The 21,466-nt window shown below is 69.0% G+C and carries 24 protein-coding genes; 13 read left to right on the forward strand and 11 right to left on the reverse strand.

Going from position 1 to position 21,466, the window contains the following annotated elements:
* Positions 1-18: 18 nt before the first annotated feature.
* Entirely contained in the window at positions 19-1,620 is a 1,602-nt protein-coding gene (locus EPO52_RS03880; protein WP_290802216.1) for an ABC-F family ATP-binding cassette domain-containing protein, read from the forward strand.
* Positions 1,621-1,729: 109 nt separating this feature from the next.
* Here EPO52_RS03880 and EPO52_RS03885 read toward each other — a convergent pair whose 3' ends face one another.
* On the reverse strand, positions 1,730-2,407 hold the full coding sequence (locus tag EPO52_RS03885) for an SDR family oxidoreductase (protein ID WP_290802219.1): 678 nt from the start codon (positions 2,405-2,407) through the stop codon (positions 1,730-1,732).
* A gap of 85 nt (positions 2,408-2,492) precedes the next feature.
* Here EPO52_RS03885 and EPO52_RS03890 point away from each other — a divergent pair, with 85 nt between their 5' ends.
* Positions 2,493-3,056 (forward strand): TetR/AcrR family transcriptional regulator, encoded by a 564-nt coding sequence (locus tag EPO52_RS03890; RefSeq protein WP_290802222.1) that lies wholly within the window; start codon positions 2,493-2,495, stop codon positions 3,054-3,056.
* Here EPO52_RS03890 and EPO52_RS03895 read toward each other — a convergent pair.
* The 3 genes from EPO52_RS03895 to EPO52_RS03905 all read right to left on the reverse strand — a co-directional run bounded on the left by EPO52_RS03895 (position 3,046) and on the right by EPO52_RS03905 (position 5,891).
* On the reverse strand, positions 3,046-3,879 hold the full coding sequence (locus EPO52_RS03895; RefSeq protein WP_290802225.1) for a class I SAM-dependent methyltransferase: 834 nt from the start codon (positions 3,877-3,879) through the stop codon (positions 3,046-3,048). The two genes, EPO52_RS03890 and EPO52_RS03895, sit on opposite strands and share 11 nt — an antisense overlap.
* Positions 3,880-3,995: 116 nt before the next feature.
* Positions 3,996-5,132 (reverse strand): M20/M25/M40 family metallo-hydrolase, encoded by a 1,137-nt coding sequence (locus tag EPO52_RS03900; protein WP_290802229.1) that lies wholly within the window; start codon positions 5,130-5,132, stop codon positions 3,996-3,998.
* Positions 5,133-5,228: 96 nt separating this feature from the next.
* The gene (locus EPO52_RS03905; protein ID WP_290802232.1) at positions 5,229-5,891 is read right to left on the reverse strand and encodes a class I SAM-dependent methyltransferase; all 663 of its coding nucleotides are present in this window, start codon (positions 5,889-5,891) and stop codon (positions 5,229-5,231) included.
* A gap of 65 nt (positions 5,892-5,956) precedes the next feature.
* On the opposite strand from EPO52_RS03905, the gene EPO52_RS03910 reads away from it, so the two are divergent.
* The 4 genes from EPO52_RS03910 to EPO52_RS03925 all read left to right on the forward strand — a co-directional run bounded on the left by EPO52_RS03910 (position 5,957) and on the right by EPO52_RS03925 (position 9,195).
* A complete protein-coding gene (locus tag EPO52_RS03910) occupies positions 5,957-6,310 on the forward strand; it encodes an MmcQ/YjbR family DNA-binding protein (RefSeq protein WP_290802235.1) in 354 nt (117 codons plus the stop codon).
* Between the two features lie 38 nt (positions 6,311-6,348).
* On the forward strand, positions 6,349-6,633 hold the full coding sequence (locus EPO52_RS03915; protein WP_290802238.1) for a hypothetical protein: 285 nt from the start codon (positions 6,349-6,351) through the stop codon (positions 6,631-6,633).
* 142 nt (positions 6,634-6,775) lie between these two features.
* Positions 6,776-8,155, forward strand: coding sequence for a hemolysin family protein (locus EPO52_RS03920; RefSeq protein ID WP_290802241.1), 1,380 nt, complete (start codon positions 6,776-6,778; stop codon positions 8,153-8,155).
* Complete coding sequence (locus EPO52_RS03925; protein ID WP_290802244.1) at positions 8,152-9,195, forward strand: hemolysin family protein; 1,044 nt, start codon at positions 8,152-8,154, stop codon at positions 9,193-9,195. The genes EPO52_RS03920 and EPO52_RS03925 overlap by 4 nt, the downstream gene beginning before the upstream one ends.
* Positions 9,196-9,198: 3 nt before the next feature.
* On the opposite strand, the gene EPO52_RS03930 is transcribed toward EPO52_RS03925, so the two are convergent.
* Together EPO52_RS03930 and EPO52_RS03935 are read right to left on the reverse strand one after the other, a co-directional pair.
* A complete protein-coding gene (locus EPO52_RS03930) occupies positions 9,199-10,515 on the reverse strand; it encodes an ATP-binding protein (protein ID WP_290802247.1) in 1,317 nt (438 codons plus the stop codon).
* Between the two features lie 49 nt (positions 10,516-10,564).
* On the reverse strand, positions 10,565-10,945 hold the full coding sequence (locus EPO52_RS03935; protein ID WP_290802250.1) for a hypothetical protein: 381 nt from the start codon (positions 10,943-10,945) through the stop codon (positions 10,565-10,567).
* Between the two features lie 162 nt (positions 10,946-11,107).
* Between EPO52_RS03935 and EPO52_RS03940 the strand changes: the two genes are divergently transcribed.
* Positions 11,108-11,875: an ABC transporter ATP-binding protein gene (locus EPO52_RS03940; RefSeq protein WP_290802253.1), complete on the forward strand. Its 768-nt coding sequence runs from the start codon at positions 11,108-11,110 to the stop codon at positions 11,873-11,875.
* The gene (locus EPO52_RS03945; RefSeq protein WP_290802256.1) at positions 11,857-13,434 is read left to right on the forward strand and encodes a transporter; all 1,578 of its coding nucleotides are present in this window, start codon (positions 11,857-11,859) and stop codon (positions 13,432-13,434) included. Before EPO52_RS03940 ends, EPO52_RS03945 begins: the two co-directional genes overlap by 19 nt.
* Positions 13,435-13,450: 16 nt before the next feature.
* Here the strand turns inward: EPO52_RS03945 and EPO52_RS03950 are convergent, their stop codons facing one another.
* Positions 13,451-14,260, reverse strand: a complete 810-nt coding sequence (locus EPO52_RS03950; RefSeq protein WP_290802259.1) for a DUF1206 domain-containing protein — start codon at positions 14,258-14,260, stop codon at positions 13,451-13,453.
* A gap of 107 nt (positions 14,261-14,367) precedes the next feature.
* Here EPO52_RS03950 and gltX point away from each other — a divergent pair, with 107 nt between their 5' ends.
* Genes gltX through EPO52_RS03965 form a run of 3 tightly spaced genes read left to right on the forward strand, consistent with a single transcriptional unit; the run spans position 14,368 to position 17,592 of the window.
* Positions 14,368-15,906: a glutamate--tRNA ligase gene (gene gltX / locus EPO52_RS03955; RefSeq protein WP_290802262.1), complete on the forward strand. Its 1,539-nt coding sequence runs from the start codon at positions 14,368-14,370 to the stop codon at positions 15,904-15,906.
* Positions 15,903-16,871, forward strand: coding sequence for an NAD(P)/FAD-dependent oxidoreductase (locus tag EPO52_RS03960; RefSeq protein WP_290802265.1), 969 nt, complete (start codon positions 15,903-15,905; stop codon positions 16,869-16,871). Before gltX ends, EPO52_RS03960 begins: the two co-directional genes overlap by 4 nt.
* 40 nt (positions 16,872-16,911) lie before the next feature.
* Entirely contained in the window at positions 16,912-17,592 is a 681-nt protein-coding gene (locus EPO52_RS03965; RefSeq protein WP_290802267.1) for a VTT domain-containing protein, read from the forward strand.
* On the opposite strand, the gene EPO52_RS03970 is transcribed toward EPO52_RS03965, so the two are convergent.
* On the reverse strand, positions 17,578-18,051 hold the full coding sequence (locus tag EPO52_RS03970) for a DUF2000 domain-containing protein (protein WP_290802271.1): 474 nt from the start codon (positions 18,049-18,051) through the stop codon (positions 17,578-17,580). The two genes, EPO52_RS03965 and EPO52_RS03970, sit on opposite strands and share 15 nt — an antisense overlap.
* Positions 18,052-18,123: 72 nt before the next feature.
* Between EPO52_RS03970 and EPO52_RS03975 the strand changes: the two genes are divergently transcribed.
* The gene (locus EPO52_RS03975; RefSeq protein ID WP_290802275.1) at positions 18,124-18,582 is read left to right on the forward strand and encodes an Lrp/AsnC family transcriptional regulator; all 459 of its coding nucleotides are present in this window, start codon (positions 18,124-18,126) and stop codon (positions 18,580-18,582) included.
* Positions 18,583-18,743: 161 nt separating this feature from the next.
* Positions 18,744-19,580, forward strand: coding sequence for an alpha/beta hydrolase (locus EPO52_RS03980; protein WP_290802278.1), 837 nt, complete (start codon positions 18,744-18,746; stop codon positions 19,578-19,580).
* A 175-nt stretch (positions 19,581-19,755) separates the two neighbouring features.
* Here EPO52_RS03980 and EPO52_RS03985 read toward each other — a convergent pair whose 3' ends face one another.
* From EPO52_RS03985 to EPO52_RS03995, 3 genes are all read right to left on the reverse strand, one after another.
* On the reverse strand, positions 19,756-20,721 hold the full coding sequence (locus EPO52_RS03985; RefSeq protein WP_290802281.1) for a GGDEF domain-containing protein: 966 nt from the start codon (positions 20,719-20,721) through the stop codon (positions 19,756-19,758).
* 100 nt (positions 20,722-20,821) lie between these two features.
* The gene (locus EPO52_RS03990) at positions 20,822-21,085 is read right to left on the reverse strand and encodes a GlsB/YeaQ/YmgE family stress response membrane protein (protein ID WP_290802284.1); all 264 of its coding nucleotides are present in this window, start codon (positions 21,083-21,085) and stop codon (positions 20,822-20,824) included.
* A 155-nt stretch (positions 21,086-21,240) separates the two neighbouring features.
* Positions 21,241-21,414 carry a CsbD family protein gene (locus EPO52_RS03995; protein ID WP_290802287.1) on the reverse strand — a complete coding sequence of 58 codons (174 nt, stop codon included), beginning with the start codon at positions 21,412-21,414 and terminating at the stop codon, positions 21,241-21,243.
* Positions 21,415-21,466 lie beyond the last annotated feature (52 nt).

The following is a 21,466-nucleotide window of genomic DNA, read 5'->3' on the forward strand; positions in this document are numbered from 1 at the left end:
CCGACCCGTGAGGAAACCGTGAGCCTGATCCGCCTGAACGATGTCGGCATCGAGTTCGACGGGCGGCCTGTGCTGCGCGAAGGGTTCCTGAAGCTCAAGGCCGGTGACCGCGTCGGGCTGATCGGCAAGAACGGAACCGGCAAGACCACGTTCCTCGAGCTCATCCTCGGGCGCCTCGAACCCACGGCCGGCACCGTCGACATCACGCTCGGAACCACCGTGGGGTACTTCTCGCAGTTCTCCGAACTCGACGGGGAGCGCAGCATCCGCGACATCCTCGGCGATCACTTCTCGGCGGTGCACGAGACCCAGGCGCGGCTCGACGCCATCGGCGAGCAGCTGGGCGACCCGGCCCTGGCCGACGACATCGACGCCATGACCGCCCTCCTCGCCGAGCAGGGCGACCTCTTCGAGCGCATGGACGCCCTCGACGGCTGGTCGTACGAGAACACCATCGACACCGTGCTCACGAGCCTCGGCTTCGACGAAACAAGGCGCGCGGCACCCGTCGACCAGTTGTCGGGCGGATGGCGCAACCGCGCCGCTCTGGCGCAGATCCTCGTGCAGTCGCCCGATGTGCTGCTGCTCGACGAGCCCACCAACTTCCTCGACCTCGACGGCGTGCGCTGGATCGAGACCTGGCTCGGCCGCTATCAGGGCGCCGTACTCGTGGTGAGCCACGACCGCCAGTTCCTCGACGGCGTGGTGACCCGCATCGTGGAGATCGAGAACTACCGTCTGCAGGAGTACGAGGGCGACTACTCCGCCTACGTGCACGCCAAGCAGTCGCGCCTCAAGATGCTCGAGCGCCAGTTCGCCCACGAGGAGGAACTGCTCGCCTACGAGCAGGCCGCCAGCGCGGCCCGGCGCGAGGCGGCGCGCAACCCCTCGAATGCCGTGGCACGACGCCTCGCCGACATCAAGAAGCGCCAGGCACCGCGCCCCATCGACCAGATCATCACCGACATCTACGGCGGCCTGCGCGTCAGCAACGACCTGCTCGAGGTGGTGAAGCTCACGAAGAGCTTCGGCGGACATCCGCTCTTCGAGAACCTCAGCTTCAGCCTGCACCGCGGCGACCGGGTGGCCGTCATCGGCGCGAACGGATCCGGCAAGTCGACACTGCTCGACGTGCTCACGGGTGACACCGAAGCGGATGCGGGCCAGGTGCGCTGGGCGAAGGGCGCCCGCTTCGCCTCCTACAACCGCGTGTACGCCGAACTCGATCTCACCGACACAGTCGGTCACGCCGTGAACGCCTACCCCGACTCGCTCGCGTTCAGCGCCACGAAGAAGAGCGTGGGCCGTTTCCTCGCGATGCTGCAGTTCTCGGATGCCGAGCTGCAGCAGAAGATCGGAACCCTCTCCGGCGGCCAGCGTGCCCGGGTCGCCATCGCCCAGTGCCTGCTCTCAGGCGCCGCCGTGATCGTGCTCGACGAGCCCACCAACCACCTCGACATCACGAGCACCCAGGTGATGGAGCGCGCGCTCACGCATTTCCCGGGTGCAGTGATCGTGGTGTCGCACGACCGCTTCTTCGTCGACAAGCTCGCTGACCGGCTGCTCATCTTCGACCGCTCGCCGCACGTCGTCGAACGGGCGGCGAGCGGCGCGCTCTAGCCTCGGTCGGCGACAGGATGCGGACTTCTGCACGAATCACGGAGACCGGCGCCCTATTCGGCGAGGTCGGCGCGATTCGTGGAGAAGTCCGCATCCCGACGCGTGATCGTCAGGCCGACAGACCCGACTTGACCTGACGCGACACCTCGTCGGCGATGATCTCGTCCACCCCCGCCGCGATGCCGTCGACGGCGATCACCGCGATCTCGGCGGGATCGGTCTTCGGGGCGTCGACCTGCTCGGTCATGTCGGTGTCCATGTAGCCCACGTGCAGCCCCGACACCCGGATGCCGCGCGGCGCGAGCTCCGCGCGGAGCGTGTTGGTGAGCGCCCACGCCGCCGCCTTCGACGCCGCGTAGGCACCCGAGCCCGCGGGGTGCCACCACGACAGCACCGAGAGCACGTCGAGCACGGCGCCGCCGCCGTTGGCCTCGATCACCGGCGCGAACGCGCGTGTCGCGTTCAGCACGCCGAAGTAGTTGGTGTCCATGACGGCGCGCACGCTCTCATCCGGCACATCGAGCAGCCCGCCCTCGCCTCCCCATCCCGTGATGCCCGCGTTGTTCACGAGCAGCGTCGTGGTGGATGCGACGGCGGCGGCCTCGGCGAGGCTGGCCGCATCCGTCACATCGACGCGCACCGGGATGGCGCCTGCGATGTCGACGGTGCCCGGGTCGCGTGCCCCCGCGTAGACCGTGGCCCCGCGACGGAGCAGTTCGAGTGCGATCTGGCGGCCGAGCCCCCGGTTGGCTCCGGTGACGAATGCGACGGATCCTGCGATGTCCATGGTGATCTCCCTGGGATTGAATAGATTACGACTATCATCTATTAATAGCACGGCAGAATCGATGTGGGTCGACGGAGGAGGAAGAATGGGCAGAGTGTCCCGGGTCGAGGCGCAGACGCATCGTGACGAGGTGGTGCGCGCGGCCTCGCACATGTTCCGCGAGCGTGGTGTTCAGGCGGTGAGCGTGGCCGAGGTGATGGCCGACGCGGGGCTCACGCACGGCGGCTTCTACCGTCACTTCCCCTCGAAGGACGCGCTCGTGGCCGAGGCCGCCGGCTCCGCATTCGGCGCGATGGGCCAGAGGCTCGCGGAGGTCGATGCGTCGAGTGACACGCATCCGGATGCCGTCTCCCGGTTTCTCGACGGCTACCTGTCGGTCGAGAATCGCGACGACGCGGCCAACGGATGCCCCACCACGGGTTTCGGGCCCGACGTCGCCCGCACCGATGACGCGGCGGTGCGGGCATCCTTCGCCGAGGGGGTCGAGAGATTCGCCGCCTGGCTGGCCGACGACGGCGAGACCGCCGACGCTGAGTCGCTCGCGCGGCTGTCAACGATGGTGGGAGCCCTGCTTCTCTCCCGCGCCACCTCCACCACCGCCCTGAGCGAGCGGATCCTCGCGGCAGCCCGCGACTCGCTCAGGCGGTGAGCCTCACGGCCTGCAGCGTGAAGCTCAGGGGCATGACGCCGGCGCGCTCGTCGAGGGCGTACTCGCCGTCGGGGCGCTCGACCATCTGACCGGGGAGCGCTTCCCAGGGCACGCTGTCGTGCTCCACCAGCCCGGTGATCGTGAGCCCTGCACCCAGCAGCGCCGTCACGATCTCGCCGAGGCCGTGGTTCCACTCGTAGGTCTTCGTGGCGGTGAGCGGCCGGTCGGTCTCGACGTAACTGCTGTCGTCATCCCACTCGAGGGGATCCTCCTGCTCGAAGTAGGGATAGCGGAGGTGCGGCTCGTCGGTGAGCCGCTCGTCGACCGCCCAGAGGATCGGATGCCCCTCCCGGAGGAACAGGCGACCACCCGGCTTCAGCAGCCCGGCCACCACCCGCGCCCAGTCGTCGATGCGGGGGAGCCAGCAGAGCGCCCCGATACCGGTGTACACGAGGTCGAACGACCCGGGTGGCACCGCGGAGAGCGCCGAGTCGACATCCGATTCCACGAAGTCGACGGCATCGCCTGTCTCTGCCACCAGGGCGCGGGCCTCGGCGAGAGCCACGGGCGAGAAGTCGAGGCCCGTCACCCGGGCTCCGAGTCGGGCGAGCGAGAGGGTGTCGGTGCCGATGTGACACTGCAGGTGCACACTCGTGAGGCCCCGGATGTCGCCCAGGCGCTCCTGGTCGAAGCGCACGACGTCGGAGAGCAGCCCCCGGTCGTCGATGTAGCGCTGCACACCGTAGCCCTGACCCGTGCGCGCGGCGTGGAGGGAGGCGCGATCGTTCCAGTTCGCGCGGTTGGTGTCGAGGTAGTCGTTCATCGTGTCGTGGCCCTGTCCCTGGCCGGATGCCAGCCGATCAGGATACCGGGCCGCCTTGTCACCGTGTCAAGAAGCGGTGATGTTGACGGGGGAGCTCGAAGCGACCGGACTCCCTCTCAGCTCGCGGCCACGGGCGGGCCGAGCCGCAGCACCGAGAGCCCGATCACGCGCGCGGTCGCCTCGGCGATCTCCCTGCCCTCGGGCCCGGCGAACTGCACCGCTCCGAGTGGCGTGTGATAGCCCCAGCCCTCGGCGCGTCCGATGCCCACGAGGGCCGACGGCACCCGCCGCGACACGTGGCCGAAGTCGGTGGGGAAGGGGAGCGCGGGCGGATCGGCGTCGAAACCGCGGCCGGCCGCGGCGAAGGCGTCGGCCACGAGCGCGGTGACGGCCGCATCCGGTCGTACCGCCGGCACGATGCCGGCCTGGGTCCAGGCGGCGGGCCCGAGCAGGCGGCGCACGGGCTCCATCTGCGTCTCGAGGCCCTCTTCGGTCTCGGAGTAGGAGAGGAAGGTGGCTTCGAGAACGGCGCCCGAGCCCTCTTCGACGTCGCCGTCGAAGACGACCCGTTCGATGATGATCTGGGCGGGGTCGGTCTGCTCGGTGATCGTGGCCAAGGCGGCGAGGGCCGCAACGGGGGTCGAGACGCCGTCGCGCGACAAGGTGCGTTCACCGACGACGAGGGCGGTCTCGCGGCGCATCCAGAGCGTCTTCGTCCACACCGTGTCGATGAACTCCGGATGCGGGTACAGCGCCACGTCGATGTCATCCCAGACGCCCTGTGCGGCGCTCACGCCCTTGCCTCCGCCGATCGAGCGGGTGAGGGGCGAGTGGATCTCGTCGGCCGGGCAGCCGACGACGACGAATCGCCCCGCGTGGCTCTGCCGGCCTGCGGCGAACGCAAGCGCTGCGCCCACCACTCCCGCCGACTGGGGCCCGTGCCCGCAGGAGTGGATGGGATCGACCACACCGTCGGCGCGGAGGGAGGCCGGCGCGTCGTACAGGGCCACGACCCCGACCGTGCGGCCCGGCAGCCCGCCGGCGATCTCGGCGCGGAAGGCGGTGGGCATCCCACCGACCCCGGCTGTGACCTCGAAGCCTGCCTCGCGCAGCACCCCCATGAGGTGCGCCGAGCACTCGACCTCTTCGTGGCCCAGCTCGGGGTGGGAGTTCACGAAGTCGACGATGCCGTCGATCGTGGGACGCGCATCCGCCAGCGCGACCAGGAACTCGGTGTCGGATGTCTCGCTCATGGCCCTCGATCTCGCTCAATTTCTCATGAAGTGGAATCGAGTCTCATGGTATGAGTGTGAGTCGGCCGGGGCAATGCTCTGCCGCTAACGATGCGGCTAGCGGCGTCTGAGCGCGAGCACCGCGTCGTCGAGGGTGATGGTGGTGCCATCGGGGCCGCGGCCCTCACGGGTGCGGAGTTCGCTCACGAGCGTGGTCCAGTCGTCGGAGGGCAGGGCCAGGGAGGCCTCGACCTCCTCGAGTGTGGGCGGCTGGACGTGGTCCTCGTGCTGGGCGCGCGAGCCGGCCGGGAAGGTCGCGTGGCCGACCACGAGAAGCACCCCGCCGGGTGCGACGGTGCTCGCCGCCCGGCGCAGCACCTCGTCGCGGGGGAATGTCACGGGGGAGTGCAGGAAGCACGCCGACACGAGGTCGTAGCTCTCGGAGGCTGCGGGCCGCCAGCCGGCCAGGTCGGCCTGCACCCACGTCACGCGGTCCCGGGCGATCCCGCGTTCGGCGGCGTGCTCGGCGGCGCGCGAGAGGGCCGTGGGGGAGATGTCCATGCCGGTGACTCGCCATCCGTTCTCCGCCAGCCACAGCGAGTCGGCTCCTTCTCCGCTGCCGAGATCGAGCGCCCGGCCCGGGATGATGCCGTGGTCGCGGATGAGCGAGCCCACCACCTGCACGAGGGCCACGTTGGGGTTTCCGCTCCAGATGCGGTGACTCTCCTGGTAGCGGCCCTCCCAGAAGGCGGTGGCGTCGGTGGGTGCTTCAGCGTTCATGCGTTCAGCCTGGAGGTCGCGCCCCTTTTCTGCAAACCGCCTTGCCGATCCGGCACACTGGGGCCATGACCCTCACCGTCGATGACCTGCAGCGGATCTGCGCGGCGCTGCCCGCCACCACCGACGAGCGGCCCTTCGGCCCCGAGACGGCGGTGGCCAAGGTGGTGGGCAAGGTGTTCGCCATCACCCCTCTCGAGGGCGACGGGGTGAGCATCACCCTCAAGGCGCAGCCCCCCTACGTCGAGGCGCTGGTGCGCGAGCATCCGTGGATCACGCCCGGCTACCACATGAACAAGAAGCACTGGATAACCGTGCAGGTCGGCCCGGACGCCGACGCGCAGCTCGTGGAAGACCTGATCGTGAATTCCTACGATCTCGTGGTCGCGGGTCTCCCGCGGACGAGCCGCCCGCTATCGTGAACCCGGAGAGCCACGACGAGCACCGAAAGGAGCGTCACATGACCGACGCCACCAGCCCCGACCACCTCAGCCAGCACCACCGCACCACCCTCGAGCACATCGAGCGCCACCCCACCACGCACAACCTGGAGTGGAAGGACGTCATCGCCCTGCTCGACGAGGTGGCCGACGTGCGCGAGGAGCACGACGGCAAGTTCATCGTGAAGCTCGGCGAGGGCCGCATCGTGCTCACGAAGCCCAAGCACAAAGACGTCGACGAGCAGATGGTGCTCGACCTGCGCCGTCTCTTCAAAGACGCCGGCTACAACGCAACCAAGCCCTGAGGTGCGGTTGCCGACGGGCCCTGAGAGAACTTTCCCAGGCGGGTTGCCTAGGCTGTCGGAACCATGGATGACCCTCCCCATCACAGGCCGACGCCCCTTGCAGATCTGAACCGAATCGATTCTCTTCGCAGGGGGCTGCCCCGTGTATGAGTTCATCATGCTCGGCGTGGGAGTGCTGCTCACCGTCGGCACCGGACTGTTCGTCGCCTCCGAGTTCGCCCTCGTCAACCTCGACCGGCACGACCTCGAGGCCCGCCAGGCTCGCGGCGAGAAGCGGCTGCAGCCCACGATCACCGCGCTGAAGATCACGTCGACGCACCTCTCGGGCGCTCAGCTGGGCATCACCCTCACCACGCTCCTCACGGGGTACACGTTCGAGCCGGCCATTTCGTCGCTGCTGCGCGACCCGCTGCTCGCCCTCGGCATCCCCGAGGCGGCGGTGCCCGGCTTCGGCGCCGTGATCGGCATCGTGCTCGCCACGCTCTTCTCGATGGTGATCGGCGAGCTCGTGCCGAAGAACTTCGCCCTCGCCCTGCCCCTGGCCACGGCCAAGGTGGTGGTGCCGTTCCAGACGGTGTTCACCACGGTGTTCAAGCCCGTCATCCTGCTGTTCAACAACACCGCGAACGCCCTCATCCGGGCCATGGGCATCGAGCCCAAGGAGGAGATCTCGGGCGCGCGCTCGGCCGAGGAGCTCAGCTCCCTCGTGCGCCGCTCGGCCCTCGAGGGGATGCTCGACGACGACCACGCCACGCTGCTCAGCCGAACCCTGCGATTCTCGGAGCGCTCGGCGGCGGACGTGCTCACCCCTCGCGTGCGGATGTCGACGGTCACCCCGGCCGACACCGCCCAGCACGTCGTACAACTCGCCCTCTCGACCGGGTTCTCGCGCTTCCCCGTGATCGGGGACAGCGCCGACGACATCGTGGGCGTCGTGCACCTCAAGCAGGCCTTCGCCGTCGACCTCGACGACCGCGCCACCCGCTCGGTCGGGGAGTTCATGATCGACCCTCTTCGCGTTCCCGAGACCATGGGCATCGACACGCTGCTCGGCCTGTTGCGGTCGGGGGGCTTCCAGATCGCGGTCGTCACCGATGAGCACGGCGGAACCGAGGGCATCGTGACCCTCGAAGACCTCGTCGAAGAACTCGTGGGCGAGCTCGAAGACGAACACGACCGGATGCACGCGGGCATCGTTCGCACGGGCCGATCGGTCACCTTCGACGCGAGCCTGCGCCCCGACGAGCTGCGCGAGCGCGCCGGTGTGATCGTGCCCGAGGACGACGACTACGAGACCGTGGCCGGCTTCGTGATCGACCAGCTCGACCGGTTGCCCGAACTCGGCGACGAGGTCGCGATCGAGGGCGGCATCCTGCGCGTCGAGCGCGTCGACGGCGTTCGGCTCGACCGGCTGCGATTCATCCCGGCCACCGAGAACGAGACGGAGCCCGATACCCGCGACGAGACCCGGCGCACCGCGACCGCCACCGCGGTCGCCGAGCTGATGGAGGAGCACTCATGAGCGGCGACATCCTGCCCGGCATCATCTGGCTCGTGGTGCTGCTCGTGGTGAACGCGTTCTTCGTGGGCGCCGAGTTCGCCGTGATCTCGGCACGCCGTTCGCAGATCGAGCCACGCGCCGAAGCGGGCAGCAAAGCCGCGAAGACCACGCTCTGGGCGATGGAGCACGCCACGCTCATGCTGGCCACCAGCCAGCTGGGCATCACCGTGTGCTCGCTCGTGATCCTCAACGTGTCGGAGCCCGCCATCCACCATCTGCTCGAGTACCCCCTCGCACTCACGCCGCTCAGCCCCGAGCTGATCGGCGGCATCGCGTTCGTCATCGCCCTGCTGCTCGTGACCTTCCTGCACGTGGTGTTCGGCGAGATGGTGCCGAAGAACCTCTCGTTCTCGGTTCCCGACCGTGCCGCACTGCTGCTCGCGCCGCCGCTCGTGCTGGTGTCGCGCGTGGTGCGCCCGGTCATCTGGGCGCTCAACGGCCTGGCCAACCTCATCCTCCGTGCCTTCCGCGTGACGCCGAAAGACGAGGCCACGAGCACCTACACGCTCGACGAGGTGGCGTCGATCGTCGAGCAGTCCACCCGCGAGGGTGTGCTCGCGGATGCCTCGGGCACCGTCACCGCGGCGTTCGAGTTCACGGCGAAGAAGGTGGGCGACGTCGAGGTGCCGATCGGTGAGATGGTGCTGCTGGCGGCAGGATCGACACCGCGCGACATCCAGATGGCCGTGTCGGAGCACGGATACTCGCGGTACATCCTCACCGACGACGTAGGCGAGCCCACCGGCTACCTGCACCTCAAAGACGTGCTCGATCTCACCACCCCCGAGTCGTTCGCGGAGGCGGTGCCCGCGAAGCGCATCCGCCGTCTCGCCTCGGTGTCCCGGGACGCCGATCTCGAAGACGCGCTGGCGTCGATGCGCCGCTCGGGCGCGCACGTGGCCCGGTCGCTCACCGCGGAGGGAGTGGTGACCGGCGTGCTCTTCCTCGAGGACATCATCGAGGAGCTCGTGGGCGAGGTGGAGGACGCCACCAGCGCGTAGCAGCTAGAGCCGGGCGATGCGGTCGATGTCCTCGAGGAACTCGGCCGCCACCTCGTCGGAGACGGTGCGCCGGGTCGACGTGACCGCCACCAGGTAGTCGTCGGTCAGTGGACCCTGGTTCTCGGCGGAGACCGCCGCGCCGACGTCCGGATGCAGCGCCCGCTCGAGCGCGGCCTGCGACGCCTTGCGCGCCGCGAACTCGATGTCGGCCGGCGTGAAGCCCGCCGTGTGCTCGACGAGAAGGTCGACGTCGACGGCGGCGGCCACATCCCGCGGCAGGTAGCTCGACCAGATCGATCGGCGGGCGCCGGTGTCGGGCAGCCCGATCGGCACCACGTAGTCGAAGCGGCCGTGCCGGAGGAAGGCGGTGTCGAGCGAGCGGATGAAGTTGGTGGCGCAGATGAGCAGCCGCCCCGACTGCTCGCGGAACTCCGGGATCAGCTTGAGCAGCTCGTTCGTGACGCCCTGGGTGGGGGAGGGCGGCTCGCCCTGCCGGTGGGAGGCGATCTCCTCGACCTCGTCGATGAACACCACCGCGTGCTCGAGCTCGGAGATCTTCTGGAAGGTCTCGCGCAGCGCTCCGGCCAGGCCTTTGGGATCGCCCGCGAGTCGTGACGGGAACACCTCCACGAACGACCACTCGAGCCGCGAGGCGATCGCCTTCGCGAACGTGGTCTTGCCGGTTCCGGGCGGGCCGAAGAGCATCACGGCCCGAGGGGGGACGACGCCGAACCGCTCGGCGAGGTCGGGCTGGGCGAGAGGGGTGACGAGCCGCAGCTCGAGCATCTCTTTCTCTCTCTGCATGCCGCCCACGCCGTCCCACAGCCCGCGGGCCAGGATGCGGCCGCCGAGCTCTCTGAGCACCACGAGCTCTTCGCGCTGCACCGGCAGCTCGCGCTCGACGTAGCGCAGGTTGCGCTTCAACTCGAAGCCCTGGGCGGCGAAGTCGTCGAGCGACGCCTCCGACTCCGGCATCAGCGCGGAGAGGCGGGAGAGCCCGAGGGGTGCCATGTGCCGTTCGAGGGCGGCGAGCATCCGGGCGCCGATGGTGGGGCCCACCGCTGCATCGCGGTCGGTGGCCACAGCAGGGTCGGTGGCGAAGAAGACGATCCATCCCTGCGCGTGCGCCGCGCGGCCGACCGCCGCTCCGACGATGCGATCGCCGAGCGTCGCCACCACCGCGTGGTCGATCTGGCACGAGGCCACCACCTCGGAGAGGGCATAGACGGGCTCGGCACCCGAGGCCCGGGACTGCTCCCACAGGTGCAGGATGCCGTCGAGATCGTCGGGATGGAAGTCCCGGATGTGCGGGGTCGTCATTGACCCCCTCCTCACTCTCCCGGGCGGCCGCGGCCACCGGGAGGTCGGGTCAGTTGTACCAGACCTTGATCTTGCCGACGGTGGCGTAGAGCGCCGAGAGCAGCGCGAGGAACGGCACGAGCATGCGGAGCATGTAGCTCAGCACCGTGATCTCGAGGAAGTCGCCGACCGCGAAGGCGGCCACGGCCACGACACCCGCGATGAGCGTGTTGCCGAAGGCCTTGGCCGAGGTGATCTGCGGGGCGGCGAAGCCGACCGAGAAGAACACGATGCCGGTGTCGATGAGGAATGCACCCCAGCGCGGATCCGTCATGTTCGGGGCCACGATCCAGAGAGCGAGCGCGATGACCCAGAAGAGCACCAGAACGCCGCCGGCGACCTTCTTCGAGAGGTCTTTGCCTTGCCTCACCGGCAGTACGACAGCCGTCACGTCTTCGCTCCTTCGTTCACCCAGAACTACACACAGCACTCTACCGGCTCGCGCGGCCCCGATCGATCAGGGGTTTCCCCGTCATCGGCGTGGCGACGGTTGTCGATGAGCGCGGCATACGGGAGGGTTGAGGTGCAAGTGATCGACGTGAGGGGACCACGCATGTCAGACAAGGCGCAACCGGCGCTCGAACTCACCGGCCTCACGAAGCGCTTCGGCGACAAGGTGGCCGTCGATGCGCTGAGCCTCACGGTTCCGACGGGTTCGTTCTACGGCCTCGTTGGCCCGAACGGCGCCGGCAAGACCACCACGCTCTCGATGGCCACGGGCCTTCTGCGACCGGATGCGGGGCAGTCCCTCATCCACGGCGTCGACATGTGGCGCGAGCCGCTGAAGGCCAAGGCGCTGATCGGCAACCTCTCCGACGGGGTGAAACTGTTCGACCGGCTCACGGGCGAGCAGCTGGTGACCTACAACGGCCTGCTGTTCGGCCTCGACCGGGTCGAGGTGGCCGAGCGGGTGGGCGATCTGCTAAGGCTGCTCGACCTCGAATCCGCGGCGGGAACGCTGGTGGTCGACTACTCCGCGGGCATGACCAAGAAGATCGCGCTCGCCTGCGCCCTGGTGCACGCCCCGAGCGTGCTCGTGCTCGACGAGCCGTTCGAGTCGGTCGACCCCGTGTCGGCGGCGAACATCCGCGACATCCTCACCGGCTACGTCTCGAACGGGGGCACGGTGATCGTGTCCAGCCACGTCATGGACCTCGTGCAGCGCATGTGCGACCACGTCGCCGTCGTGGCCCACGGCCGGGTGCTCGTGGCCGGCACCGTCGACGAGGTGCGGGGCGGGTCGACCCTGGAAGACCGCTTCGTCGAGCTGGTCGGCGGCCGCACACACGCAGAGGGGCCGGAATGGTTGCGACGCTCGTAAAGCTGCGCTTCCTCGTTCTGCGCAACTCCCTGAAGCGCAGCACGTGGCAGCTGGTGGCCGTGATCATCGGCGCCGTCTACGGGCTCGGCGTGCTGGGGCTCGTGGTGGTCGGCCTCATCGCACTCGGCTTCGCGCCGGTCGATCTGACCGCCACGATCATGGTTCTCGCGGGGTCGGCGCTGGTGCTCGGCTGGATCGTGGTTCCGCTCGTGGCCTTCGGCGTCGAGCAGACCCTGGATCCCGCCCGGCTCGTGGTGTTCCCCCTGTCGATGCGGCAGCTGCTGCTCGGGCTCACCCTGACCGGCATCCTGGGAGTGCCGGGCATCATCACCACGATCGCGGCGCTCGCGACCGTGGCCACGTGGATCCGCGAGCCCCTCGCCGCCGTCGCGGCCCTCGTCAGCTCGCTGGTGGGCGTGCTCATCTGCATCGTGGGATCGCGTGCCGTTGCCGCGCTCTCCACCAGCCTGCAGTCGAAGCGGCGGTTCCGCGAACTCGGGGGAGTGCTCGTGCTCATCCCGCTCATCCTGCTCGGCCCCATCATCTCGTTCCTCTCCCGGGGGATCGCCGGCTCGGCGGATGCCCTCCCCGGTCTCGCCCGTGCTCTCAGCTGGTCGCCGCTGGGCGCGCCCTGGTCGGTGCCCGCCGACATCGCGGTGGGCGACTACGGGCCGGCCGCCCTCAAGTTCCTCATCGCGCTCCTCACCCTCGGCGTGCTCGTGCTCGTCTGGCGGCGGGCGCTCGCGGTGGCGCTCGTGACGCCGCCGGCATCCGGTTCGAAGCGCATCGCGAAGGGCAAGACGGGGCTCTTCTCGGTGTTCCCCGCGTCGCCGGCCGGGGCGATCGCGGCCCGCTCGCTCACCTACTGGAGACGCGACCCGCGGTACGCCCGGCAGCTGATCATCGTGCCCCTTGTGCCGATCCTGCTCTGGTTCTATTCGAACAACTTCGACTCTCCGGTGCTGCTCACTCTCACGGGCCCGCTCATCGCATTCTTCCTCTCCGTGTCGATCTACGCCGACATCTCCTACGACGGAACCGCGTTCGCCACCCACCTGGCCGACGGCGTGCGCGGTCGCGACGACCGCGTCGGGCGCGTCACCGCGCTCGCCGTGATCGCGGCGCCCCTCGTGCTGGTCGCCACGATCGTGCCGGTCGCCGTGACCGATTCGTGGGCGGCTCTCCCGACGCTCCTCGGTCTGGCGGCGGCTTCGCTGCTCGGCGGCTTCGGCGTGGTGAGCGTGTCGTCGTCGCGCATCGTCATCCCGGTGCCGCAGGCGGGCGACAACCCGTTCAAGTCGGCCCCGGGAGCAGGGTTCACCACGGCTCTCTCGGGGTTCGCCGTCTGGGGGGTCGCCCTGCTGCTCACCCTGCCGACCGTGGTCGTCGCGGTGCTCGGCCTGGTGTTCTCATCGGCGCTGCTCGGCTGGCTGACACTCCTCGTGGGAGTCGCGCTCGGGGTGGTGTTCCTGCTGGCCGGCATCCGTATCGGCGGAGCCCAGCTCGACCGCGGCGGCCCCGAGGTGCTCGCCCGGCTGAAGTCGCTCAAGAGCGCCTAGGGCTCCGGCGCCGGGCTCAGAGCTTCGCGAGCCGGGCGCGCGCGACCAGGAAGACGCCGTAGGCGATGAGCCCGATGCCCACGAGAACGAGAACCACGATGCCGAACGGCAGGTCGGCCAGGGCCTTCAGTGCGCCGTCGAGCCCGGAGGCCTTCTCGGAGTCGACCGTGAAGGCCGCCACCACGAAGAGGATGCCCACCACACCGAGCGCGATGCCCTTCGCCACGTACCCCACGACTCCGAGCACCACCACCGCCCGCCCCGCGGTGCCGGCGGGCACGCGGATGAGCTTGCGGAAGGTGCGCCGGATGCCGATCACCACGAACCCGACGCCACCGCCGAACACGGCCAGGCCGATCGCCACGAGCAGGAACACGCCCCCGGGGGTCTCGAGGAGACGCGCGCTCAGGGTCTGGCTCGAATCCGATGAGCTCGTCGACCCGCCCAGGGCGAAGGTGAGAGCGGTCACGCCGAGCGCGAGATAGACGACACCCTTTCCGCCCTCCGAGGCGCGCTTGCCCCACTTCTTCTTCGGGTCGGGGTTGCTGATCACCGCCATCTGCACGAGTTGCCAGAGTCCTAGAGCGAACAGCCCGACCACGGCGATCCAGAGCACGAACAGCCCTCCGGGTGTGCTCGACACCTGTTTGAGCGCGCCGGACTGATCGGCCTCGCCGCCGGATCCGCCGCTCGCGGCCACGCCGATTGCGATGGCGCCGATCAGGATGTGCAGGAGTCCGTTCACGGCGAAACCACTGCGGGCGAGAACGTGGAAGGCGCGGTTGCCGCTCACGTCGCGGGCCGTTCCTTGTGCGCGGGAAGTCATGCCTCCAGCGTGCCACCGCCCGACGTAAAGCGGGCGGCCGGCGCCTGACGGCGGGTCTGCCCGCGCACTCCTCACGGTCAGCGCCCTCCCCGTAGAATCGACGGGTCATGACTGATTCCTCCCCGCATCCGGTGTCCCGTCCGTCTTCGTACCCGTTCTCGGGGGCGACCGGCTCCGAGGTGCGGGTGCGCTTCTGCCCGAGCCCCACGGGCACCCCGCACGTGGGCCTCGTGCGCACCGCCCTGTTCAACTGGGCGTACGCACGCCACACGGGCGGCACGATGGTGTTCCGCATCGAGGACACGGATGCGAACCGCGACTCCGAAGAGAGCTACGAGCAGATCGTCGACGCCCTCACCTGGCTCGGCCTCACCTGGGACGAGGGCATCGGTGTCGGTGGCCCGCACGCGCCCTACCGCCAGTCGGAGCGCTACGACATCTACCGCGACGTGATCGCCCGGCTGCTCGAGTCGGGCCACGTGTACGAGAGCTTCTCCAACGCGGGGGAGATCGACGCGCGCAACGAGGCATCCGGCCGGGCCAAGCAGCTCGGCTACGACAACTTCGACCGCTCGCTCACGGAGGAGCAGAAGGAGGCCTTCCGCGCCGAGGGCCGCCAGCCCGCGCTGCGCCTGCGGGTTCCGGATGCCGACCTCTCGTTCGACGACCTGGTGCGCGGCGAGATCACCTTCCCGGCCGGCTCGTTCACCGACTTCGTGATCGTGCGACCGAACGGGCATCCGCTCTACACGTTGGTGAACCCGCTCGACGACGCACTCATGGGAATCACCCATGTGCTGCGCGGCGAAGACCTGCTCTCGTCGACGCCTCGACAGATCGCGCTCTATCACGCCCTGATCGACATCGGCATCACCACGTTCGTTCCGCGCTTCGGCCACCTCCCCTACGTGATGGGAGAGGGCAGCAAGAAGCTCTCCAAGCGCGACCCCGAGTCGAACCTGTTCCACCACCGTGACCGTGGGTTCATCCCCGAGGGGCTCGTGAACTACCTCGCCCTGCTCGGCTGGTCGCTCGCGCCCGACCGCGACGTGTTCTCGATCGACGAGATGGTCGCCGCCTTCGATGTGGAAGACGTGCTGCCGAACCCGGCGCGCTTCGACCTGAAGAAGGCCGAGTCGATCGACGGCGACCACATCCGGCTGCTGGATGTCTCGGACTTCGCGGCCCGGCTGGTGCCCTACCTCGAGGCCGCGGGCGTCGTGTCGGCGCCGCTCTCGGCGTCTCAGGAGTCGGTGCTCGCCGCCGTCGCGCCGCTGGTGCAGACCCGGATGGCGCTGCTCGGCGAGGCGCCCGATCTGCTGGCGCCGTTCTTCGTGGAGGCGTCGGCGCTCTCGTATGCCGACGATGCGCTGGCAACTCTTCCCGACAATGCCGGGCTCGTGCTCGCCGCCGCGATCGGTGCGCTCGAAGACATTCCCGAATCGGAATGGAACCACGAGGCCATCCAGTCGGCACTCGCGGTGGGGCTCATCGAGGGTCTCGCGCTCAAGCCGCGGGTGGCCTACGGCCCCCTGCGGGTGGCGGTCTCCGGGCGCCGCATCTCACCCCCGCTGTTCGAATCGATGGAGATTCTGGGCAAGTCCGAGACGATCGCTCGCCTCGACAGACTCGTGAACACCCTGTGAGCAGGGGAGTCTCCGAGGTTCCCAACCTGAACGACCACTACGACGTCGTGATCGTGGGCGGTGGCCCGGCCGGGCTCTCGGTGGGGCTCAACCTGGTGCGTGCGCATCGCCGGGTGCTCATCCTCGACAGCAATCGGCCGCGGCACTCGGCCACGCTCGTCTCGCACGGCTTCCTGACCCGCGACGGCGTCTCGCCGCTCGAACTGCGCGCGCTCGGCCGTGCGGAGTTCGAGGCGTACCCGTCGGCGGAATTCCACCAGGGCACCGTCGGGTCGATCACCGCCGTCGACACCGCACCGGATGCGCCGCCCCTGTTCGCGGTGACGTCGCGCGGGGTGCGCGGCTCGGCCGACCGCGATCTCACCGCCTCCGTCGTCGTGCTGGCGAGCGGGCTGGCGGAGACCCTGCCGGCGCTGCCGAGCATCCGGGCGTACTACGGCACGAGCCTGCACAGCTGCATCGAGTGCGACGCGTTCGAGAAGAGCGAGGGTGCCCTCGCCCTGATCGGCACCACGCCCGATCTCGCCGAGCGCGCGCTGCTGATCTCGCAGGCCACCGACGACCTGGTGGTGTTCACGAACGGGTCTCCGGATGCGGTCACACCCGCGGAGGAGGCGGGCCTCGCGTCGCGTGGCATCCGCGTCGAACGCCGCGCCCTCGCCGACGTGGTCGGCGACCGCTCGGGTCTCACCGCCGTGGTGCTCGCCGACGGTACGGAGGTGCCGCGCGACGGCGGCTTCGTGCGCCCGCTGTGGTCGGTGCCGCTCGACTTCGCCTCGTCGCTGCCGATCGAGCGCGACGGGGAGGGCCATGTGCTGGTCGACGAGCGCGGCGCGACCTCCGTCACCGGTCTCTTCGCGGCCGGCGACACCACCCCGCCCGGGCCGCAGCAGCTCATCGTGGCGGCGGGCGCGGGCGCCCGGGTGGCCGCATCCGTGAACCGCTATTTGCTCGGGCCCCTCTAGCTCTCGAGGGGCGCTCAGCCCGAGGCAGTAGGGTCGAGCCATGGCGGTCGCTGACATCTTCGGGTTCGAGAGCGCGATCGAAGGTGCGGGCGCCTGGGGCCTGCTCATCGTGTGCGCCATCATCTTCGCCGAGTCGGGGCTGCTCATCGGCTTCTTCCTGCCGGGCGACACGCTGCTCTTCTTCACGGGGCTGCTCACCTTCACCGGTGTGATCCCGCTGCCGTTGCCGGTGGTGATCCTGGCGGTCTTCGTGGCTGCGTTCCTGGGTGATCAAGTGGGTTTCGTCATCGGCCGACGAGCAGGGCCCGCCATCTTCGAGCGCCGGGACTCCGGCTTCTTCAGCCGCAAGAACGTCGAACGCACGCAGTCGTTCTTCGAGCGTTTCGGTGGTTGGGCGGTGACGATCGCGCGTTTCGTGGCGATCGTGCGCACCTTCGCGCCGGTCGCGGCGGGTGTCGGCAAGATGAAGTACGCGCACTTCGTGGGCTACAACGCGCTCGGCGCCTTCCTCTGGTCGGCCGCGATCATCACGGTGGGCTGGGCGCTCGGCTCCATCCCCGAGGTGGCGGCGGTCGTGCAGCAGTACATGGAGTGGGTGCTGATCGGCCTCGTGGTGATCACGGTGGGCTCGGCGGTGATCGCGTTCCTGCGTCAGCGTGCCCAGGCCAGGAAGGCGAACGCATCGGGCGCCGGCGAGCACACCTCGTCAGAGCAGGCGTAGCTTCTTCACGATCCTGTCGACGGTATCGCGCGGCCCCACGATGCTGAGGGCCAAGGACTGCAGGTCGCCGGGGGCGGTGCGCGCCAACTCGGCCTCATAGTCGTCGTGCACCCGCGTGACCTGTGCGTGCAGCGGCATGTCGCCCACCCAGACGCCCTCGGCGGCGACAGCTCGCGCGCGGGTGTTCGCGAGCCGTTCGGCCGAGGCACCGAGCACGGTGCAGCCGGCCCAGGGCAGGCCGGGATGCAGATAGCCGCTGGCATCGGGACACTGCGGGCCGAGCATCCCCGCGATCGCATCCCCGGTCGAGGCGGCGACACAGGCCACGGCATTGGCGAGACGTCCGGGCGGAAGGTCGCTGTCGACCACGATCACCCACTTGAGGCGGGAAGCGCGAGTCGACTCGCTGGTGATGATCTCATCGGATCGATAGCCGGGGATGACGTCGTTCGGATTCACGAGCAAAGAGTAAGCACGAGTGCGACTCCGATACAATTCAGGCGCACATAATACGGATGAAGGGCGGCGAACGTGGGTCTCGACGAACTAGATGCGGCGATCCTGGCCGAATTGCAGTCGGATGCGCGCCGCACGAATCGCGACGTGGCGGCGGCCGTCGGGGTCTCGCCGACGACGGCGCTCGACCGAACGCGCGCGCTCCGCGAGCGCGGCGTCATCCGGGGTGCGCGCCTCGACCTCGACCTGCCGTCGATCGGCCGGCCGGTGCAGGCGATGATCGCCGTGCGCATCCGGCCGCCGTCGCGTCGCAACATCGAGGGCTTCCGCAATTGGGTGAGCGCACTGCCCGACACGCTCGGAGTCTTCGTGACGTCGGGCAACGAGGACTTCCTCATCCACGTCGCGGTTCCCGACAACGACAGTCTCTACGCCTTCGTGATCGACCGCCTGACGGAGCGTCCGGAGGTCGCGGACGTGCGCACCTCGGTGGTGTACGAGCACCTGCGGAACGACCGCATCCGCCCGGTCTGACCGGCACCCCGCTCGGAGTCTCCTAGTCCCGTCGGGGAGGGGTGCCCGCAGGGCCCTTCTGACGGCGGGGCGTCGAAGTTAGGTTGGAGATACCCCGCACTCTGACGGGTGCGGCAGTAGCCGAGCGCAGCTCGGTTCGACACGACGACGGAGGACTGATCATGGCATTTGTGACCACGGATGATGGCGTGGAGATCTACTACAAGGACTGGGGCGACGTCGACGCGCAGCCCATCATGTTCCACCACGGATGGCCGCTGTCGTCCGACGACTGGGATGCCCAGATGCTCTTCTTCCACGCCCACGGCTACCGGGTGATCGCGAGCGACCGGCGGGGCCACGGACGGTCGTCGCAGGTCGGCACCGGCCACGACATGGACCACTACGCCAGCGACGTCGACGCGGTGGTGCGGCACCTCGACCTGCAGAACGCGATCCACATCGGTCACTCCACCGGCGGCGGCCAGGTCGCCCGCTACGTCGCGAAGTACGGAGAGCCGCAGGGCCGCGTGGCGAAGGCCGTGCTGGTGTCGTCGGTGCCGCCGCTGATGGTTCAGACGGACGCGAATCCCGAGGGCACGCCGCTCTCGGTGTTCGACGGGTTCCGGAGCGCCCTGGCCGCCAACCGGGCCGAGTTCTACCAGGCCGTCGCATCCGGCCCGTTCTACGGCTTCAACCGCCCCGGTGCCACCGTCTCCGAGCCCGTGATCGGCAATTGGTGGCGTCAGGGCATGACGGGCAGCGCCCTGGCCCACTACGAGGGCATCAAGGCCTTCTCGGAGACCGACCAGACCGAGGACCTCAAGGCCATCTCCGTTCCGGTTCTCGTGACCCAGGGCGACGACGACCAGGTCGTTCCCTACAAGGATGCGTCGTTGAAGCAGCACGAACTCCTCAGCAACTCCACCCTCAAGATCTACGAGGGCTACCCCCACGGCATGCTGACCACCCACGCCGACGTCATCAACCCCGACCTGCTGGCCTTCATCCAGCAGTAGCCGGTGGGCCGGCCCGCCTGGGGTGTCCCGGGCGGGCCGGCATCGCCTTGCCACAAGTGTTCACAGCGGGTCAGCATCGAGTTGCCACAAGTTGTGGCAAGTCACGCTCCGAGGCAACATCTTCTGGCAAGTCGACGGGGCGGCAGCGCCTCGGGGCGGCAGCGCCTCGGCGCGGTCACGGAGCGAAGGGGTTCTGCTTCCGCGCCGCCTTGTGCGCATAGAGGCGCTGGTCGGCGCGATCCCGGATGGAGTGAGCGGTATCGGCCGGGTCGGCGGTGGCGAGACCGAACGACCAGCGTTCCGGCGTCGTCGCCTCCAGGCGCTCGATCAGGTCGAGCGCCTCACTCTCCGCGGTGGCGGGCAGAACGAGAAGGAACTCGTCGCCCCCGATTCGGGCGACGAGGTCATAGGGCCGGGTGCAGTCGCGCAGTGCGGCGGCGAAGTCCACGAGCAGGCGGTCGCCGGCGGCGTGGCCGCGCTCGTCGTTGATCCGCTTGAAGTCGTCCAGGTCGACGATCACCACCGCGACCGGCAGCCCCGTTCGCGATGCCCGCGCGAGCTCCAGATCGATGCGGGCATCGAGTCCCGAACGATTGAGCAGCCCGGTGAGGGGGTCGGTGGTGATCTCCCGGTCGAGGCGGCCGCGGAGATACCCCGCTGCTTCGAGGCAGAACACCGAGGCGAGCAGGATGTTGAACCAGGTGAGCAGCACGGCATCGAACGGATTCAGCAGCACGGCGGTGAGGGAGAGCGCGAACCCGACCCCGGTCACGGCCCGGGCGACCCACCTCCGGTAGAACCAGCCCAGATAGCAGGCGAGCATCGGATACAGCACGACGTTGTTGATGGAGGCGACCGCTGCGGTGGAGACGGCCAGCTGCAGGGAGGTGATGACGAAGAAGACGCTCGCACCCACGAGGCCGATCCCGTGCACGAAGCGGATGCCCAGCGCGATCGGGGTGCCGGAGAGCACGACGGTCACGGCCACCCAGAACCAGGTCCACCCGCTGCCGAGCGGATTTCCGGTCGAGGTGACGGCATCCAGCAGGCCGCTCGCCGCGATGACGGCTCCCGCGGCCGCGGTGACCCAGGCGAACGGAGGGATGGCCCGCCCGGCCAGCCAGCCCGCTATCCGCCTCATCGCCCTCCCGCCCGAGCTTCATGATTGTGAATGGAAGTCTAACCAGCACACGACGACGGGGCGCCCGGATGTCCCGGACGCCCCGTCGCTGGTGCGCTGGTCAGGCCTTGCGTCGGCCCACGATGAGGCCGTAGATCAACAGCACGATGAGGGAGCCGCCGATGGCGAGCAGCCAGGTCTGGAGGCTGAAGAAGTCCTGCAGAGGGGCGTTGAACAGGATGCCCCCGAGGAACCCTCCGAGGAGCGCGCCGACGACGCCGAGGAGGAGGGTGATGAACCATCCGCCGCCCTGCTTGCCGGGGAGGATCAGTTTGGCGATGGCTCCGGCGAGGAGGCCGAGGAGGAGGAAGCCGAAGAAGCCCATGAGGGTGTCTCTCTTTCGTGGAGGTGGATCGGGATGTGAATTGCGGATGCTGCGCACAGAGATGTGGCCGCCACCGGCGGGTGACGGCCACACGGTGCTGATGCCCGGCGGGTAGCGCGGGCGGTCAGCGCGAGGTGTCAGTGCTTGACGAGGTGTCAGTGCTTGAAGGCGTCCTTGACGTTCTCGCCGGCCTTCTTCGCATCGGCCTTGGCCTGGTCGGCCTTGCCCTCGGCAACGAGCTTGTCGTTGTCGGTGACGTTTCCGACGGCTTCCTTGGCCTTGCCGGCGAGGTCTTCTGCGGCGTTCTTGATCTTGTCTGCTGCGCTCATGATGAGCTCCTTTCGTAGTGGTGTTTCTGGGAAGTGGCGTCTGCGGGTGCGG

Source organism: Herbiconiux sp., assembly GCF_004297105.1.
GTDB lineage: Bacteria > Actinomycetota > Actinomycetes > Actinomycetales > Microbacteriaceae > Herbiconiux.